Origin of the sequence: Streptomyces sp. TN58, assembly GCF_001941845.1 — a bacterium.
Lineage (GTDB): Bacteria > Actinomycetota > Actinomycetes > Streptomycetales > Streptomycetaceae > Streptomyces.
This window is the reverse complement of record NZ_CP018870.1, coordinates 4,753,003-4,770,188: the sequence shown is the minus strand read 5'-3', so window position 1 is coordinate 4,770,188 and position 17,186 is coordinate 4,753,003. Positions and strand designations below refer to the sequence as shown.

Here is a 17,186-nt window from a genome sequence, read left to right as displayed (position 1 = left end):
CCGCGCGCAACTGACGGCCTGGAATCAGGGGTTCCCCTTGGGGGCCCTCAAACCCCCCTGAAGCGCCACGAGAGACCCCGCGTGCACCGGTCCGCCGGACTCCCTACGAGGTCCGACACCATGTCACTTGACGGGCCGGGAGGCCGAAACCGGCCGGTCGGGGGGAAGCGTGACCGTGGCGCACATCACAGCCAGCGCCGCTCCGCCCAAAAGGTAGGCGTACATACCGATTCCGGACGAACTGAGGATGAAGTCCCCCTCGGGGCGCGGGAGGCTGAGCATCACATAGGTGAGGAACCAGCCGACCGCGCCGCCGCCGATCCCCAGGCCGGTCCCGAGGGCGAGCCGGCCGCCGAGGAACAGCCCGAGGAGGGCCAGCAGCGCGAGCAGCAGCCCGCCGGGGAACCACAGGTCGACGACCAGCCAGCCGGCCGCGCCGGTCAGCGCGCCCAGCACCAGCAGGCCGAGGCAGCCGGCGATCCGTCCCGCCGACAGGGTGCCCCTCACGCGTCCACCCCCGCGAAGAGGTCGTGTTCGCGCTCGCCCGCCGCGACGCCCGGCCGGCCCTCGACCAGTTCGTAGTACTCGCGCCCGAACAGCGGCTGCGCCAGGTCGTTGGAGAGGGCGAAGAAGGGCCCGTCCACGGCGATCTGGGTGGCGTGGGCCCGCATGGCGGCCGCCTTGGCCGCCACAAGGGCCTCGTCGGCGTCGATCTCGGCGGTGATCCGCGCATCGTCCACGACCCCCGGTACGTCCCGGGGCGAGGCCAGCCCCGGGAAGGGCACCCCGTCCGCGGCGGCGCTCAGCCGGGCGAAGCCCTCCTCGACCACCGAGAGCGGGACGCGGTTCCAGTAGATCTTCCCGATCGTGTGGGGCTCCCCGAGGTCGCGCCGGTAGGCCTTCTCCGCGGCCAGTTCGGCGGCGCGCATGGCGACGCGGTGGGCCTGGATGTGGTCCGGGTGCCCGTAGCCGCCGTCCGGGTCGTAGGTGACGAGCACCTGCGGCCGCAGCTCCCGGATGACCTCCACGAGGTACGCGGCGGCCTCGTCCACGTCGGCGGACCAGAAGGCCTCCGGACGGTGGTTCTGCGGGGCGCCCATCATCCCGGAGTCGCGGTAGCGGCCGGGGCCGCCGAGGAACCGGTGGTCGTGGACGCCCAGTTCGGCCATGGCGGCGGCGAGCTCGCCGATCCGGTGGGCGCCCAGGGTGTCGTCGCGGTCGGCCGTCAGGTGGCCGAGGGCGGGCGGGATGACCTCGCCCTCCTCGCCCAGGGTGCAGGTCACCAACGCGACGTGGGCGCCCTGGGCCGCGTACTTGGCCATGGTGACGCCGTTGTTGATCGACTCGTCGTCGGGGTGCGCGTGCACGAAGAGTAGACGACGGGCGGGAAGACCGTTCATGGCCCTAGCGTAGGGGGTGTCCCGCGCCGGACCCGGCCTGCCCGCCCCCTCAGAACTTGATGCCGCTGATCATGCTCGCCACGTTCGAGGTGAGCTGGCTGAGGGTCGGGGCGATGGTGGAACTCGCCAGGTAGAAGCCGAGAAGCACACAGACCACCGCGTGTCCCGCCTTCAGGCCCGCACGGCGGACCAGCAGGAAAACGATGATCGCCAGCAGCACCACGGCAGAGATCGAGAGTGCCACGGCGTTTCACCTCCACGTCGAGCGGACATCGGTACGCGTAATCGTGCTCGGCAGGAGTCATACCCACCGTGCGCTACGGATCATAACTTTCCGTACCAGCGCATCGATCGAAATCCGGCAGCACAAGGGGCGCATGCCGCGCACGTGCGGGGTCACGCAGAGGCCGGCCGGGGGGCGTACACGCCCCCCGGCCGGCTGTCGGCACCCGCACGGCCGCACGCCACCCAGCCTGCATGCCCCAGATCTCGGGGCAGAAACGGTCAAGTTGCCTGGATGTAAACCGAGTTGGGGAACCGCTCCCGGCTCCGCAAGCGGAACACCACGGGTGGCCGGAAATCATCGGTCGGCGGGGTGGGCGTCTCAGTCCTTGTGCGGCCCTCCGGTCCGGTCGGCCTCCTCCGGCGGCACGTGCGGGACCACCCGCTTCTCCGCCGCGAAGTGACACGCCGAGGGATGTGCCGCCGGACCGGAGGGGAAGGCCTCCGGGACCGCGAGCAGCGGGACCTCCGTCGCGCAGCGCTCCCGGGCCTTCCAGCAGCGGGTGCGGAAGCGGCAGCCCGACGGCGGGTCGGCCGGGGACGGGACGTCGCCGGAGAGGATGATCCGCTCGCGGTGGGCGCGGGCCTGCGGGTCGGGGACCGGCACGGCCGAAAGCAGCGCCTGCGTGTACGGGTGGGTCGGGTGCTCGTAGATCTCGGCGTCGGTGCCGATCTCGACGATGCGGCCGAGGTACATGACACCGACGCGGTCGGAGATGTGCCGGACGATCGAGAGGTCGTGCGCGATGAACACGTAGGACAGGCCGAACTCGTCCTGGAGCTTCTCCAGCAGGTTGACGACCTGCGCCTGCACGGAGACGTCCAGGGCGGACACCGGCTCGTCGGCGACGATGATCTCGGGCTGGAGGGCCAGGCCGCGGGCGATGCCGATGCGCTGGCGCTGGCCGCCTGAGAACTGGTGCGGGTAGCGGTTGATGTACTCCGGGTTCAGGCCCACGACGTCCAGCAGCTCCTGGACGCGGCCGCGGCGCGAGCCCTTGGGTGCCACCTCGGGGTGGATCTCGTACGGCTCCCCGATGATGTCGCCGACCGTCATGCGCGGGTTCAGCGAGGTGTACGGGTCCTGGAACACCATCTGGATGTTGCGGCGTACGGCCTTCAGGGCGCGGGCCGACAGCCGGCTGATGTCCTCGCCCTTGTACGCGATCGAGCCCCCGGTCGGACGCTCCAGGTTGACCAGCATCTTGGCCACGGTGGACTTGCCGCAGCCGGACTCGCCCACGATGCCCAGCGTCTCGCCGGCGCGCAGGTCGAAGGAGACCCCGTCGACGGCCTTGACCGCGCCGACCTGGCGCTTGAAGAGGATGCCCCGGGTGAGCGGGTAGTGCTTGGCCAGGTCCTTCACTTCGAGGAGGGGCTCAGCCATGGAGGCACTCCTTCCAGAAGTGGCAGGCGCTGGCCCGCGGTACGGGCGACTCCGTCACCGGGTACAGCGGCGGGACGTCGCTGCGGCACACCTCCCGCGCCATCGGGCAGCGCGGGTTGAAGGCGCAGCCGGGCGGGATGCGCAGGAGGTTGGGCGGCAGGCCCTTGATCGCGTACAGCTCCTGGCCCTTCTGGTCCAGGCGCGGGATGGAGTCCAGCAGGCCGCGCGTGTACGGGTGGGCGGGCGCCTTGTAGATCTCGTGGACGGGGGCCGCCTCGACGATCCGGCCCGCGTACATGACGGCGATCTTGTCGGCCACGTCGGCGACGACGCCGAGGTCGTGGGTGATCAGGATGAGGCCCATGTTGAGCTCCCGCCGGAGCTCGGCCAGCAGGTCCATCACCTGCGCCTGGACGGTGACGTCCAGGGCGGTGGTCGGCTCGTCCGCGATGATCAGCGAGGGCTCCAGGGCCAGCGCCATGGCGATCATGATGCGCTGGCGCATGCCGCCGGAGAACTGGTGCGGGTAGTCCCCCACCCGCTGTTTCGCCGCCGGGATCCGCACCCGGTCCATCAGCTCGACGGCCTTGGCCCGGGCCTCCTTGCGGGAGGTGCCGCGGTGGACCTCGTACATCTCGCCGAGCTGGGCGCCGACGGTCAGCACCGGGTTCAGGGCGGACAGCGCGTCCTGGAAGATCATCGCCATCTCGGCGCCGCGGATCCTGCGCCGTTCGTCCTCCTTCATCTTCAGCAGGTCGCGGCCCTTGAAAAGGATCTCGCCGCCGGCGATCCGGCCCGGCGGCACGTCCAGGATCCCCATCACGGCCTGGGCGGTCACCGACTTGCCGGAGCCGGACTCGCCGAGGACGGCCAGCGTCTCGCCCTCGGCGACCGAGTAGTGGACTCCGTTGACCGCCTTCGCGACTCCGTCGCGCGTTGTGAACTCCACGTGCAGGTCGCGGACTTCGAGCAGCATGTGCGGGGCTCCTCAGCGCAGCTTGGGGTCGAGGGCGTCGCGCACCGCGTCGCCGAGCATGATGAAGGCGAGCACCGTGATGCTGAGCGCGCCGGCCGGCCAGAGCAGCATGTGCGGGGCGTTGCGGATCTGCGAGGCCGCGTTGGAGATGTCGATGCCCCAGGAGACGGTGGGCGGGCGCAGGCCGACGCCGAGGAAGGACAAGGTCGCCTCCAGCGCGATGTACGTGCCGAGCGCGATCGTGGCGACGACGATGACGGGGGCGACGGCGTTGGGCGCCACGTGCCGCATCAGCATGCGGGCGTTGCCGGCGCCGAGGGCCCGGGCGGCCTGGACGTAGTCGTTCTGTTTCGCGGTGATCACCGAGCCGCGGGCGATGCGGGCGATCTGCGGCCAGCCCAGGAGCACGATGAAGCCGACCACGGGCCAGACGGTGGTGCTGGTGACGACGGACAGGAAGACCAGGCCGCCGAGGACGACCGGGATGCCGAAGAAGATGTCGGCGACCCGGGAGAGCAGGGAGTCGCCCCAGCCGCCGAAGAAGCCGGCGAGGCCGCCGAGGGCGGAGCCGAGGAGGGCGGCGCCGAGGGTGGCGCAGACGCCGACGGTGATGGAGGCGCGGGCCCCGTGGACGGTGCGGGTGTAGACGTCGCAGCCCTGGGTGTCGTAGCCGAAGGGGTGGCCGGGCTCGGAGCCTTGCTGGGACTTGGAGAGGTCGCACTGGAGGGGGTCGCCGCTCGCGATGAGCTGCGGCCAGATCGCGATGACGACCAGGAAGAGGATCAGGGCCGCGGAGACGATGAAGACGGGGTTGCGGCGCAGTTGGTGCCAGGCGTCGGACCACAGGGAGCGGGGCCGCTCGCGGGGGCCGGAAGCGCCCGGTCCGGCGGTCTTCTCGATGCCTTCGACGCTTTCCGCCTCGTCCAGTGCGAGATCCATGGGTCCCCCTTGGCCCGTGGGTGAGACCGCCTCCTTGGGGCGGGGGCCGACCGGGTCGTAGCCGGCGGGTTCGGGGCGCTCGGGATCAGGCATAGCGGATCCTCGGGTCCAGGACCGCGTAGAGCAGGTCGACGAGCAGGTTCGCCAGCAGGAAGACGATGACGAGGATGGTCACGAAGCCGACGACCGTGGGCGAGTTGTTGCGCAGGATGCCCTGGTAGAGCTGGTAGCCGACACCGTGGATGTTGAAGATCCGCTCGGTGACGATGGCGCCGCCCATCAGGGCGCCGATGTCGGTGCCGATGAAGGTGACCACCGGGATCAGGGAGTTGCGCAGCAGGTGGCGGGTGACGACCCGGTGGCGGGGCAGTCCCTTGGCGGTGGCGGTGCGGACGTAGTCGGCCTTGACGTTCTCGGCGATGGAGGTGCGGGACAGGCGTGTCACGTAGGCGAGGGAGACCAGGGCGAGGACGATGCCGGGCAGGATCAGCTCGTTCAGGGGTGCGTCGGGGGAGACCGTGGGCCGTACCCAGCCCCATTTGACGCCGAAGAGGAACTGCAGCAGGTAGCCGGTCACGAAGGTGGGCACCGAGATGACCACGAGGGTCAGGACGAGTACGGAGGTGTCGACGGTCCGGCCGCGGCGCAGGCCGCTGATCACGCCGAGGGTGATACCGATGACGACCTCGAAGAAGATCGCGACGAGGGTCAGGCGCAGGGTCACGGGGAAGGCGCTCGCCATCAGCTCGGTGACGGACTGTCCGTTGAAGGCGGTGCCGAAGTCACCCTTGAAGATCTGCCCCATGTAGTGCAGGTACTGCTTCCACAGGGGCTGGTCCAGGTAGAGATCCTTGCGGATGCGGGCGGCGGTGGCCGGGTCCGGGGCCTTGTCGCCGAAGAGGGCAGCGACCGGGTCCCCGAGCGCGTACACCATGAAGAAGATCAGGAACGTGCTGCCGATGAACACCGGGATCATCTGGAGCAGCCGCCGGATCACGTAACGTCCCATGGAGTGCTCCATGCTGTTGGCGGGCGCGGCGGGCCCCCGCGGTGCGGGGGGCCGGGATCCGGGCGGGGGTCAGACCACGGTGATCTGGTCGTAGACGGGGACGCTGAACTGGTTGAGGGCCACGTTCTCCAGGCGCTCGGAGTAGCCGGCGCTGCCGTTCTGGTACCAGAGCGGGATGGACGGCATCTGCTCGGCGAGGATCTTCTCCGACTCCTGGAAGCTGGTGATCGCCTTGGCCGCGTCGCTCTCCTGGTTCGCCTGGTTGACGAGGGCGTCGAACTCCTTGTTGCTGAACTTGCCGTAGTTGGAGGAGGCCCCGGTGTAGTAGAGCGGCTGCAGGAAGTTCTGGATCAGCGGGTAGTCGGCCTGCCAGCCGGAGCGGAAGGGGCCGGTCAGCTTGTAGCTGCTCTGCTGGTTGCGGAAGTCGGCGAAGGTGCCGACCGGGTTGACCGTGCAGACCGGGCCCTCCCCCAGCGCGTTGTTGATGCTGTTGCAGACGGCGTCCATCCAGTCGCGGTGCGAGCCGGTGTCCACGTTGGAGGTCAGCGTGACCTTGCCGCCGGGCAGTCCGCCGCCCTCCTGGATGAGCCTCTTGGCCTCGGCCGGGTCGTAGACGCAGGCATCGCCGCAGGCGGTGGCGGAGAAGCCGCCCTTCTCGCCGAGCGCCGGCGAGGTCCAGTCCTTGGCGGGGGTGCGGGTCTCGCGGAAGATCTGCTTGGTGATCTCGTCGCGGTTGACGGCCCGCGAGATGCCCTGGCGGACCTTCTCCATGCCGGGCTTGCTCCACTGCGGGTCGTACAGCGGGAAGGTGAGCGTCTGGATGATGAGGGCCGGCTGGTTGATGTACCGGTCGCCGAGGTCGTTCTTGACGTTCTTCAGCTGCTGCGCCGGGACGTCGTCGACGAGGTCGAGGTTGCCGGAGATGAGGTCGGTGTAGGCGGTGTTGTTGTCGGTGTAGACCTTCAGGTCCACGCCGCCGTTCTGCGCCTTGTCCTCCCCGGGGTACGCGTCCCACTTGCGCAGCTTCATCCCGGTGCCCTTGCTGTACGAGTCCACCAGGTACGGGCCGTTGCCGACGGGCTTGTCCAGCCAGGCGGTGTGGTCGGTGAAGAAGGCCTTGGGGAGCGGGGAGAAGGCCTGGTAGCCGAGGGTCTCCGGCCAGGTGGAGAACTTGTTCTTGAGGGCGACGGTGAAGGTCTTGGGGTCCTTGACCACCAGCCCGGACATCGTCTTGGCCTTGGGCTCGCCGGATGCCGGGTGGACGTCGTCGTAGCCGACGATGTCGGAGAAGAACGGCGAGTTGTTCTGCTTGTTGCGCACGTCGGCGCCGTAGTTCCAGGCGTCCACGAAGGACTGCGCGGTGACCGGCTCGTCGTTGCTGAACTTCCAGCCGTCCTTCAGCGTGACGGTGAAGTTCTGACTGTCCGTCGTCTCGATGGACTCGGCGAGCATGTTCTTGGCCTCGCCGGTCTTGGGGTCGTAGCGCTTGAGGCCGCGGAAGAGCATGTCGAGGACCTTGCCGCCCTGCACCTCGTTGGTGTTGGCGGGCTCCAGCGGGTTCTGCGGGTCACCCCACGACGAGCTGACGATCCCGGTCTCGCCGCCTCCGCCGCTGTCGCTCCCGCCGCCGCAGGCCGTCGCCACGAGGGCGACGGCCACCGCACCTGCGGCCCACTTGGCGTGGGTGGCTCCGCGCATGGAGTGCCTCCTATGGCTCCCAAGACTCACTTAGGGGCCAATGTCACCCTATGCGCGGTCCCCCACACGCAGGGTTGGACCGATTGCACCCGCGCGTTGCGCCCCTGTCACCCCTGGGGGTGCAAAGCCAGCTCCCAGGCGTCCACGCCGTAGTGCAGGGCCATGCCGTGCGCCTCGTAGAGCGCGAGTGCGCCGGTGGCGTTGAGGGTGTCCACGCCGAGGCCGATGGTGTCGCGGCCGCGCGCCGCGTAGGCGGCGAACCCGTGGCGCAGCAGGAAGCCGCCGACACCCCGGCCGCGCACGTCCTGGCGTACGCCTATGTGGCTGATCCAGGCCATGCTCGTACGGTCGTCCCGGGTGAGCAGTACGGCCACGTCGCCCTCGCCGGGCAGGCTGGCTATCCAGACCAGCGACCAGTCGAGCGCGCGGCCCTCGATGTGGTCCAGCCAGGTCTCGTAGGGACGGTCCACATGGCCGAAGTGGGCGGCGAAGGTCTCCTCGACCAGGGCGTGGGCCCGGTGGCGGTCGGCCTCGTCGTCGCCGCAGTGGCGCAGGACGAGTCCGGCGGGCGGGGTGGGAGCGGGGTCGGCCGCCGCGGACAGCGGGCGGGTCATGACCTGGTAGCGGCGGACGGTGCGGTAGCCGCGGTCCGCGAGGAGGCCGAGGTCGATGGTGGGCTTCACGTTGAGCTGGATCTTCAGGGTGCCCGCCGCGCCGGTGATCTCGCGGGCGCGGGCCTCCATGCGTTCCAGCAGCAGCGTCGCGGCCTCGTGGTGGCCGGGCAGGACGTAGTGGTCGCCGTCGACCCGGCCGGGTCCGGAGTCCGCCCAGACCAGGGCGTAGGCCAGGAGCCTGCCGTCTTCGAAGGCGAGCCAGGAGTCGGTGGCCAGGTCCACGTCGGGGGCGTTGAGGTCGGCCTCCACGGTGGCCAGGTCGGTCTCGGGCCGGCCGATCTCGATCATGTCCACGGCGTTGAGCAGGGCGCAGATGTCGGTGGCGTCCCCGGGACCGGCGGGTCGTACGGTGATGGTCATCGGGCCACTCTCCGGCCCGCGGCGCCGGGGCCGCAACCGGTTTCCGCGGGGGGGCCGGGCGGGCACCTCGCCGTATACGCGAACGGCCGGTCCCCGGCGCCGTGGGGCACCGGGGACCGGCCGTCGGGCAGAGCCCGTACGTCACACGGTCAGACGGCCAGGATGGCCTTCTCCTCGGCGAAGTGGCACGCCGAGTTGTGCGCGGCCGGGGAGTCCTGGCCCTTGAAGCGCTCCGGGACCGCCAGCAGCGGCTCCTCGGTGGAGCACTTGTCCTGGGCCTTCCAGCAGCGGGTGCGGAAGCGGCAGCCCGACGGCGGGTTGGCCGGGGACGGGACGTCTCCGGTGAGGATGATGCGCTCGCGGCCCTCGCGGGCGGCCGGGTCGGGGACCGGGACGGCCGAGAGAAGCGCCTGGGTGTACGGGTGCGTCGGGTGCTCGTAGATCTCGGCGTCGGTGCCGATCTCGGCCATCTTGCCGAGGTACATGACGCCGACACGGTCCGAGATGTGCCGGACGATCGAGAGGTCGTGCGCGATGAAGATGTAGGACAGGTTGAACTCGTCCTGCAGCTTCTCCATCAGGTTGATGACCTGCGCCTGCACCGACACGTCGAGCGCGGAGACCGGCTCGTCGCAGATGATGATCTCCGGGTTGAGCGCGAGGCCGCGGGCGATGCCGATGCGCTGGCGCTGGCCGCCGGAGAACTGGTGCGGGTAGCGGTTGATGTACTCCGGGTTCAGGCCCACGACGTCCAGGAGCTCCTGGACCTTGCGGCGCCGGTCGCCCTTCGGGGCCACCTCGGGGTGGATCTCGAAGGTCTCCCCGATGATGTCGCCGACCGTCATGCGCGGGTTCAGCGAGGTGTACGGGTCCTGGAACACCATCTGGATGTTGCGGCGCACGGCCTTCAGCGCGCGGCCGGACAGCTTGGTGATGTCCTGGCCCTTGTAGAAGACCTCGCCGGCGGTGGCCCGCTCCAGGTTCATCAGGAGCTTGGCGACCGTGGACTTGCCGCAGCCGGACTCGCCCACGATGCCGAGGGTCTCGCCCTGGTACAGGTCGAACGACACGCCGTCGACGGCCTTGACGGCGCCGACCTGCTTCTTGAACAGGATGCCCTGGGTCAGCGGGAAGTGCTTGACCAGGTTGCGTACCTGGAGGATCGGCTCGCGCTCGGTGGTCGTCTTGCTGAGCTCAGCCATGGATCTGGTCCTTCCAGAAGTGGCACGCGCTGCCGCGGCCGGGCAGTTCGGTGCCGTCCTGCGCGGTGACCGGGTGCAGGACCGGGATCTCCGTACGGCAGATGTCCTGCGCCTTGGGGCATCGGGGGCTGAAGGCACAGCCCGAGGGGATGCGGAGCAGGTTGGGCGGCAGGCCCTTGATCGCGTAGAGCTCCTGGCCCTTCTGGTCCAGGCGCGGGATCGAGTCCAGCAGGCCGCGGGTGTACGGGTGCGCGGGCGACTTGTAGATCTCGTGGACCGGAGCGGTCTCGACAATCCGGCCCGCGTACATCACCGCGATCTTGTCCGCGACGTCGGCGACGACGCCGAGGTCGTGGGTGATCAGGATCAGGCCCATGTTCATCTCGCGCTGGAGTTCCGCGAGCAGGTCCATGACCTGGGCCTGAACGGTCACGTCGAGAGCCGTGGTGGGCTCGTCGGCGATGATCAGGTCCGGCTCCAGGGCCAGCGCCATGGCGATCATGATGCGCTGGCGCATACCGCCGGAGAACTGGTGCGGGTAGTCCCCCACGCGCGCCTTGGCGGCGGGGATCTTCACGCGGTCCATGAGCTCGACGGCCTTGACCTTGGCGTCCTTCTTGGACATGCCGCGGTGCACCCGGAACATCTCGCCGAGCTGGTCGCCCACCGAGTAGACCGGGTTCAGCGAGGACAGCGCGTCCTGGAAGATCATCGCCATCTTGTCGCCGCGGAGCTTGCGGCGCTCCTCGTCGGACATCTTGAGGATGTCCTTGCCGTGGAAGCGCACCTCGCCGCCGGAGACGCGTCCGGGCGGGCTGTCGAGGATGCCCATGATCGCCTGGGCGGTCACGGACTTGCCGGAGCCGGACTCGCCGAGGACGGCGAGGGTCTCGCCGGCTCTGACGCTGTAGCTCACGCCGTTGACGGCCTTGGCGACACCGTCACGGGTCTTGAACTCGACCTGGAGGTTGTCCACCTCCAGCAGCGGTGCGCCGGACCCGCCGCCCGTCTCCGCAACGCTGAGAATCTCCGACGTCGTCACGCCGCCACCTTCGTCCTGCTTGCTGATGTTGTCTCGGAGCATCGGGCGGCCCTACCGCAGCTTCGGGTCGAGCGCGTCGCGCAGGCCGTCGCCGACGAAGGCGAAGCCGAGCACGGTGACGACGACGAAGAGGCTGGGGTACAGCCACAGGTAGTCGTGGACGCCGATGAAGGCCTGACCGGCCGCCAGCATGTTGCCCCACTCCGGGACGTCGACCGGGACACCGGCGCCGAGGAAGGAGAGGGCCGCGACGCCGATGATCGAGGTGCCGACGTTGAACGTCGCGTACACCAGGACCGGGGTCAGCGAGTTGGGCAGGATGTGCGTGCGGACGATCCGCCAGCCGCCGGCGCCGAGCGCCTTGGCCGCGTGGACGTAGTCCATCTCGCGCACCGACAGGATCGAGCTGCGCAGCAGTCGGGAGACGGTCGCCCACGAGAACACGGCGAGCGAGATGATCACCGGGGTGATGCCGCGGCCGGTGACCAGGATGATGACGACGGCACCGATCATCAGCGGGAACGCCAGGAAGACGTCCGCGATGCGCATGACGAGGGTGTCGGCGAAGCCGGCGAAGTAACCGGCGATGGCGCCGAGGGCGACACCGATCAGCACGGCGAAGAAGATCGAGGCGAGGCCGACGAACATGGCCACGCGGGTACCGGCTATGAGGCGCGAGAACATGTCGCGGCCCAGGGCGTCGGTGCCCAGCCAGTGCGTGCTGTTGGGCGACGCGAGGGTGTTCTCCAGGTCCTGCGCGCCCGGATCGAACGGCGCGAACATGTCGCCGAAGATCGCGGTCAGGAACAGCAGGCAGATGATCACGAGACCGACGACGGCCAGCTTGTTCTGGACGAAGCGGTGGCGGATCTCACCCCACTGGGTGAGCTGCTTGGGGGTTGCTTCAGGGGCGGCCGGGGTGGCCGGCACGGGGCTCTCGTCCCCGATCGCCGGGCTCTTGACGAGCTCAGACATGAGGAAATCCTCCTTGGGGGCGGTCAGCTGAGGCGGATACGCGGGTCGAGGGCCGCGTACAGCAGGTCCACGATGAGGCTGAGGACGACGAAGATGGCGACGCTGTAGGTCACCACGCCGATCACGATCGGGTTGTTCTGCTGCTGGATCGCCTGAACCAGTGCCAGACCGACACCGTCCCAGTTGAAGATCGCCTCGGTGATGAGCGCGCCACCGAGAAGTGCGCCGAACGAGATGCCCAGGTAAGTGACAACCGGGATGGACGAGTTGCGCAGCACGTGCTTGAAGAGCACGCGGCGGCGCGGGAGTCCCTTGGCCACGGCGGTCTTCACGTAGTCGGCTCGCAGCACCTCCAGCATCGTGCCGCGGGTCAGGCGGGCGACGAACGCGATGTCGGTGATGGCGAGGGTGACCGCGGGGAGGACCATGCCTTCGAGCTTGTCGCCGCCGAGCTGCGGGAACCACTGGAGCTCGACCGCAAACCACTTCATGAGCAGCATGCCGATCACGAACGTCGGGAACCCGACCATCATGGTCGTAAAGAATGTCGTGGCCATGTCCAGAATGCTGTATCTGTACAGGGCGGCGATGATGCCTACCCCCATACCGAACACCGTGACGAGGACGATGGCCAGGAGGGCCAGCTTCGCGGTGTTCTGCAGCTTGGGGCCGAGGATGTCGGACACCTCGCGGCGCTGGATGAAGTCCTCGCCGAGGTCTCCGGTCGCGACCTTGGACACGTAGTTCACATACTGCTCGGGCAGCGACTTGTCGAGCCCGTACCGCGCCTTGAGCTCCGCGACCACCGCTGGGTCGCGTGCCTTGTCGCTGCCCGCGATCGAACCCACGGGGTCACCGGGGAGAACGAACAGACAAGCGAACAGAACCATGGTCGCGCCGATGAGGACTATGACCATCTGCCCGAGGCGACGGGCGACGTACCTTCCCATGTTTGTGCCTCTCTACCTGGCCGCTTCTGGGAGCAGCGGCCTCCGGCCCAAGGAGCGGGCCGGCTCTCGGCCAGCGGGGATTGCCCGCGGATGTGAGGGGTGCCGAAGTGAAAACGGCCTGCCGAGCGGGGCCGCGGCCCACCGGTCACCCGGGGGCCGCGGCACGTTCGCTCCTGACGGATATACCGTCCGAACCGATTACTTCTTGAGCGAGATCTTCTCGAGGATCGGGTCCTCGTTGAAGTTGATGTCGTCCAGACCGTTGAACTTGTCGGTCGCCATCAGGCGGAACTGGGAACGGTTGAAGGTCGGGATGAGGGCCATGTCGTCCATGGCCATCTTCTCGGCCTGCTTGTACATCGCGGTACGCGCGGCCTCGTCCTTGGTGGCGCGGGCCGTGTCGATCAGCTTGTCGAACTCGGGGTTGTTGTAACGGGCGCGGTTGTCACCGACCACGTTGCCCTCGGCGTCCTTGTTCATCGAGGCCGAGTGCAGCAGCGGGAACAGGAAGTTCTCCGGGGTCGGGTAGTCCGCACCCCACGCGAAGCGGTAGAGGCCGGTGGCCTGGCTGCCCTGCTGCTCCTTGAGCAGACCCGGGAAGTCCTTGCCGTCCAGCTTGACCTTCAGGCCGAGGACGTCCTCAAGCTGACGCGCGACGGCCTGGACCCACTCTTCGTGGCCCGCACCGGTGTTGAAGGAGAACTTGATCTCCGTGCCCGGCTTCAGGCCGCCCTTCTCGGCGTGCTCCTTGGCCTTGGCGACGTCCTGCTTGACGCAGGAGGTGCAGAGGTCCTTCTGGTACGCCTTCGGGAACGCCGGCGGCACGATGGTCGTCGACGGGGTCTGGAAGCCCTGGAAGACACCCTTGGCGATGGCCTGGCGGTCGATCGCGTAGGAGATCGCCAGACGGGCGTCCTTGTTGTTGGTCGGGCCGTTGTCACCGATCGGCAGAACCCAGTTCATGCCGTTGGTGTCCTTGGCGAACCACTTGTTCTGCGGCTTGAACTTGGCCTCGGCCGTCTTCAGCATCGGCACGGGGATGTGCGCGTAGTCGAAGGTGCCGGCCTGGAAGCCGTCGTACTCAAGCTGGTGCGCGGTCTTGTCGTTGAGGAGGGTGACCTGGACCTTGTCCAGCTTCGCCTTCTCCAGGCCGTAGTCGTCGTTGCGGACGAGGTTGATGGCCTTGTTGTGCTCCCAGCTGCCGTCCATCTTGAACGGACCGTTGCCGACGGGGGCCTCGCCGAACGCCTTGTCCTCTTCGCCGACCTTGGCGACCTTCGGGACCGGGCTGTAGGCGGTGTGCGCCGTCTTCAGCACGAACTCGCAGTCGGCCTTGGCCAGGTCGACCTTGATGGTGTGCGGGTCCGGGGTGGTGACACCGGAGAAGGTCTTGGCGGAGCCGCTCTGCAGCTCCTCGTAACCCTTGATGCCGGCGAAGTGGTACGCCACGTCGGACGCGGCGGCCTTGTGCGCGGAACGCGCCCAACCGCGGGCGAACGCCTCGGCGTCGACAACCTCGCCGTTGGAGAACTTGGTGTCCGCCTTGACCTTGAAGGTCCAGGAGGTGCAGCCCTCGTCCGAGCTCGCCGACTCGGCCAGCGCGGGCTCGGCCAGGCCGTCCGGCGTGTTCGAGTACAGGCCCGTGAACAGGGCGTTGGACAGCAGGATGCCCGTGGACTCGTGGGCACGCCCCGGGTCGATGGTGTCCGGCTCCGTGCTGCCCAGGCGGAACGTGCCGCCGCCGGCAGCGTTGCCCTTGTCCTTGCTGTCACCGTCACCGCCGCCACAGGCGGTAGCGGCCAGGGCGACGACAACCGCGCCCACGACCCACTTGGCGCTCTTGGCACCGCGCATGGGTTTCCTCCTCATGAGTCCACTGATCGACTTGAGGGGCATGAAAACCTCGCCGACACCCCTGACGGCGAGTGGTTTCCTGCCCATAGTGTGCTCGTGAGTCGGCGCGATCCCCACATCGCGTGACCCATTGACCCGAGCTCAATGGAGCCATCCTCAGGGACCGCCAGGCCGTAAACCACACTTATGTGGTCTCGTTTTCACAACATCGATCCGCGGCAGAAACCCGAAATCCGGACAAACGGATAGGAGACAGACACGTGCGAAACGGACGGTTAGCTCATCATCCGGAGTGTCACGGTCGGTATGCGGACACCTGAACGCAAAAATCCGCTTGACAAAAGCGAACAGCCCCTACCCCGCACGGAGTCCGTGAGGGAAGGGGCTGCTGTTCTACCACGCCGGTGCGGCCGACTGCGACCGCCTGCGACCGCCGAGGCCGCCGCCCGGGCGAACCCGGAGCGACGGCCCGAATGCGCTTGCTACTTGGCGGACTTGGCGCGCGACGCGGTGCGCGAGCGCTCCTTCTGGTCCAGGACGACCTTGCGGATGCGGACCGCCTCCGGGGTCACCTCGACGCACTCGTCGTCGCGGCAGAACTCCAGGGACTGCTCCAGGGAGAGCTTGCGCGGCGGGACGATCGCCTCGAACGTGTCGGCCGAGGAGGAGCGCATGTTGGTGAGCTTCTTCTCCTTGGTGATGTTCACGTCCATGTCGTCGGCGCGCGAGTTCTCGCCGACGATCATGCCCTCGTACACCTCGGTGCCCGGGTCGGTGAACAGCACGCCGCGCTCCTGGAGGTTGGTCATCGCGAACGCGGTGACCGCACCGGCGCGGTCGGCGACCAGGGAGCCGTTGTTACGGGTGACCAGCTGGCCGAACCACGGCTCGTGGCCCTCGTGGATCGAGTGGCCGATGCCGGTGCCGCGGGTCTGGGTCAGGAACTCCGTACGGAAGCCGATCAGGCCGCGCGACGGGACGACGAACTCCATGCGCACCCAGCCGGAGCCGTGGTTCGACATGTTGTCCATGCGGCCCTTGCGGACGCCCATGAGCTGAGTGACCGCGCCCATGTGCTCCTCGGGCACGTCGATCGTCATGCGCTCGACCGGCTCGTGCACCTTGCCGTCGATCTCGCGGGTGACGACCTGCGGCTTGCCGATGGTCAGCTCGAAGCCCTCGCGGCGCATCTGCTCGACGAGGATCGCCAGCGCGAGCTCACCGCGGCCCTGGACCTCCCAGGCGTCGGGACGCTCGGTGTCGAGGACGCGCAGCGAGACGTTGCCGATCAGCTCGCGGTCCAGGCGGTCCTTGACCTGACGGGCGGTGACCTTGCGGTCCTTGACCGCGGCCTTGGCGTCCGCGCCCTTGCCGGAGCCGCCGCGGCCGACCATCGGGGAGGTGTTGGTGCCGATGACCATGGAGATGGCCGGCTCGTCCACCGTGATCAGCGGCAGCGCGATCGGGTTCTCCGGGTCGGCCAGGGTCTCACCGATCATGATCTCGGGGATACCCGCGACGGCGCAGATGTCACCGGGGCCGGCGACCTCGGCCGGCTTGCGGGTCAGCGCCTCGGTCATCATCAGCTCGGTGATGCGGACGTTGGAGATGCTGCCGTCACGCTTGATCCAAGCGACGGTCTGGCCCTTGCGCAGCTCGCCCTGCTCGACGCGCAGCAGCGCGATACGGCCGAGGAAGTTGTCGGCGTCGAGGTTGGTGACGTGCGCCTGGAGGGGGGCCTCCTCGTCGTACACCGGGGCCGGGACGTGCTCCAGGATGGTGGAGAAGAACGGCTCCAGGTTCTCGCTGTCGGCGGGGACGGTGCCGTCCTCCGGCTTGGTCAGCGAGGCGACGCCGTCACGGCCGCAGGCGTAGACGATCGGGAACTCGATCTGGTCCTCGTCGGCGTCCAGGTCCAGGAACAGGTCGTAGGTCTCGTTGACGACCTCGTCGATCCGGGAGTCCGGGCGGTCCGTCTTGTTGATGCAGAGGATGACCGGCTTGCGCTGCTGGAGCGCCTTGCGGAGCACGAAGCGGGTCTGGGGCAGCGGACCCTCGGAGGCGTCCACCAGCAGGACGACGGCGTCGACCATCGACAGGCCGCGCTCGACCTCGCCACCGAAGTCGGCGTGGCCGGGGGTGTCGATGATGTTGATCGTGATCGGGGCCCCGCCGTCCTTGGGGTGATACTTCACCGCCGTGTTCTTGGCGAGGATCGTGATGCCCTTCTCACGCTCCAGGTCGTTCGAGTCCATCATGCGGTCGTCGAGCTGCTGGTGGGCGGCGAAGGCACCGGCCTGCTTGAGCATGGCGTCGACGATGGTCGTCTTGCCATGGTCGACGTGGGCGACGATGGCGACGTTACGGATGTCGTGGCGCGTGGGCACTTCGGCGCTTCTCCCGGGATCGTGGATGGCGTCACGTACGGCCTGGCACGC

General features: G+C 68.6%; 15 protein-coding genes. All 15 read right to left on the bottom strand.

Translation table 11 applies throughout. The features are described 5' to 3' along the window. Positions 1-123: 123 nt before the first annotated feature. Positions 124-507 carry a DUF6113 family protein gene (locus BSL84_RS21835; protein ID WP_075970964.1) on the bottom strand — a complete coding sequence of 128 codons (384 nt, stop codon included), beginning with the start codon at positions 505-507 and terminating at the stop codon, positions 124-126. Next, positions 504-1,400 (bottom strand): N-acetyl-1-D-myo-inositol-2-amino-2-deoxy-alpha-D-glucopyranoside deacetylase, encoded by an 897-nt coding sequence (gene mshB, locus BSL84_RS21830; protein ID WP_075970963.1) that lies wholly within the window; start codon positions 1,398-1,400, stop codon positions 504-506. The genes BSL84_RS21835 and mshB overlap by 4 nt, the downstream gene beginning before the upstream one ends. Positions 1,401-1,449: 49 nt before the next feature. Next, positions 1,450-1,644, bottom strand: coding sequence for a hypothetical protein (locus BSL84_RS21825; protein ID WP_030036986.1), 195 nt, complete (start codon positions 1,642-1,644; stop codon positions 1,450-1,452). A 360-nt stretch (positions 1,645-2,004) separates the two neighbouring features. After that, positions 2,005-3,069: an ABC transporter ATP-binding protein gene (locus BSL84_RS21820; protein ID WP_075970962.1), complete on the bottom strand. Its 1,065-nt coding sequence runs from the start codon at positions 3,067-3,069 to the stop codon at positions 2,005-2,007. Continuing rightward, positions 3,062-4,045, bottom strand: coding sequence for an ABC transporter ATP-binding protein (locus BSL84_RS21815; RefSeq protein ID WP_075970961.1), 984 nt, complete (start codon positions 4,043-4,045; stop codon positions 3,062-3,064). Before BSL84_RS21815 ends, BSL84_RS21820 begins: the two co-directional genes overlap by 8 nt. 12 nt (positions 4,046-4,057) lie before the next feature. After that, complete coding sequence (locus tag BSL84_RS21810) at positions 4,058-4,984, bottom strand: ABC transporter permease (protein ID WP_199838797.1); 927 nt, start codon at positions 4,982-4,984, stop codon at positions 4,058-4,060. An 85-nt stretch (positions 4,985-5,069) separates the two neighbouring features. Continuing rightward, on the bottom strand, positions 5,070-5,993 hold the full coding sequence (locus tag BSL84_RS21805) for an ABC transporter permease (protein ID WP_030036997.1): 924 nt from the start codon (positions 5,991-5,993) through the stop codon (positions 5,070-5,072). 69 nt (positions 5,994-6,062) lie between these two features. After that, positions 6,063-7,691: a peptide ABC transporter substrate-binding protein gene (locus BSL84_RS21800; RefSeq protein ID WP_030036999.1), complete on the bottom strand. Its 1,629-nt coding sequence runs from the start codon at positions 7,689-7,691 to the stop codon at positions 6,063-6,065. A 107-nt stretch (positions 7,692-7,798) separates the two neighbouring features. Continuing rightward, positions 7,799-8,725, bottom strand: coding sequence for a GNAT family N-acetyltransferase (locus tag BSL84_RS21795; RefSeq protein ID WP_030037001.1), 927 nt, complete (start codon positions 8,723-8,725; stop codon positions 7,799-7,801). A 149-nt stretch (positions 8,726-8,874) separates the two neighbouring features. Next, on the bottom strand, positions 8,875-9,927 hold the full coding sequence (locus BSL84_RS21790) for an ABC transporter ATP-binding protein (protein ID WP_045322775.1): 1,053 nt from the start codon (positions 9,925-9,927) through the stop codon (positions 8,875-8,877). Then, positions 9,920-10,903 (bottom strand): ABC transporter ATP-binding protein, encoded by a 984-nt coding sequence (locus BSL84_RS21785; protein WP_376504744.1) that lies wholly within the window; start codon positions 10,901-10,903, stop codon positions 9,920-9,922. The genes BSL84_RS21790 and BSL84_RS21785 overlap by 8 nt, the downstream gene beginning before the upstream one ends. A gap of 117 nt (positions 10,904-11,020) precedes the next feature. Then, positions 11,021-11,944 carry an ABC transporter permease gene (locus BSL84_RS21780; protein WP_045322774.1) on the bottom strand — a complete coding sequence of 308 codons (924 nt, stop codon included), beginning with the start codon at positions 11,942-11,944 and terminating at the stop codon, positions 11,021-11,023. Positions 11,945-11,967: 23 nt separating this feature from the next. Beyond that, the gene (locus BSL84_RS21775; protein ID WP_234308468.1) at positions 11,968-12,861 is read right to left on the bottom strand and encodes an ABC transporter permease; all 894 of its coding nucleotides are present in this window, start codon (positions 12,859-12,861) and stop codon (positions 11,968-11,970) included. A gap of 231 nt (positions 12,862-13,092) precedes the next feature. Beyond that, the gene (locus BSL84_RS21770; RefSeq protein WP_234308467.1) at positions 13,093-14,748 is read right to left on the bottom strand and encodes a peptide ABC transporter substrate-binding protein; all 1,656 of its coding nucleotides are present in this window, start codon (positions 14,746-14,748) and stop codon (positions 13,093-13,095) included. 482 nt (positions 14,749-15,230) lie between these two features. Further along, positions 15,231-17,135, bottom strand: coding sequence for a translational GTPase TypA (gene typA, locus BSL84_RS21765; RefSeq protein ID WP_030037016.1), 1,905 nt, complete (start codon positions 17,133-17,135; stop codon positions 15,231-15,233). Positions 17,136-17,186: the final 51 nt, after the last annotated feature.

Bases quoted from the DNA above. Each gene is read 5' to 3' on its own strand.
- BSL84_RS21770 (WP_234308467.1), bottom strand. From the start codon at position 14,748: ATGCGCGGTGCCAAGAGCGCCAAGTGGGTCGTGGGCGCGGTTGTCGTC.
- BSL84_RS21800 (WP_030036999.1), bottom strand. From the start codon at position 7,691: ATGCGCGGAGCCACCCACGCCAAGTGGGCCGCAGGTGCGGTGGCCGTC.
- BSL84_RS21780 (WP_045322774.1), bottom strand. From the start codon at position 11,944: ATGTCTGAGCTCGTCAAGAGCCCGGCGATCGGGGACGAGAGCCCCGTG.
- BSL84_RS21790 (WP_045322775.1), bottom strand. From the start codon at position 9,927: ATGGCTGAGCTCAGCAAGACGACCACCGAGCGCGAGCCGATCCTCCAG.
- BSL84_RS21815 (WP_075970961.1), bottom strand. From the start codon at position 4,045: ATGCTGCTCGAAGTCCGCGACCTGCACGTGGAGTTCACAACGCGCGAC.
- BSL84_RS21820 (WP_075970962.1), bottom strand. From the start codon at position 3,069: ATGGCTGAGCCCCTCCTCGAAGTGAAGGACCTGGCCAAGCACTACCCG.
- BSL84_RS21795 (WP_030037001.1), bottom strand. From the start codon at position 8,725: ATGACCATCACCGTACGACCCGCCGGTCCCGGGGACGCCACCGACATC.
- BSL84_RS21810 (WP_199838797.1), bottom strand. From the start codon at position 4,984: ATGGATCTCGCACTGGACGAGGCGGAAAGCGTCGAAGGCATCGAGAAG.
- mshB (WP_075970963.1), bottom strand. From the start codon at position 1,400: ATGAACGGTCTTCCCGCCCGTCGTCTACTCTTCGTGCACGCGCACCCC.
- BSL84_RS21775 (WP_234308468.1), bottom strand. From the start codon at position 12,861: ATGGTCATAGTCCTCATCGGCGCGACCATGGTTCTGTTCGCTTGTCTG.
- BSL84_RS21805 (WP_030036997.1), bottom strand. From the start codon at position 5,993: ATGGGACGTTACGTGATCCGGCGGCTGCTCCAGATGATCCCGGTGTTC.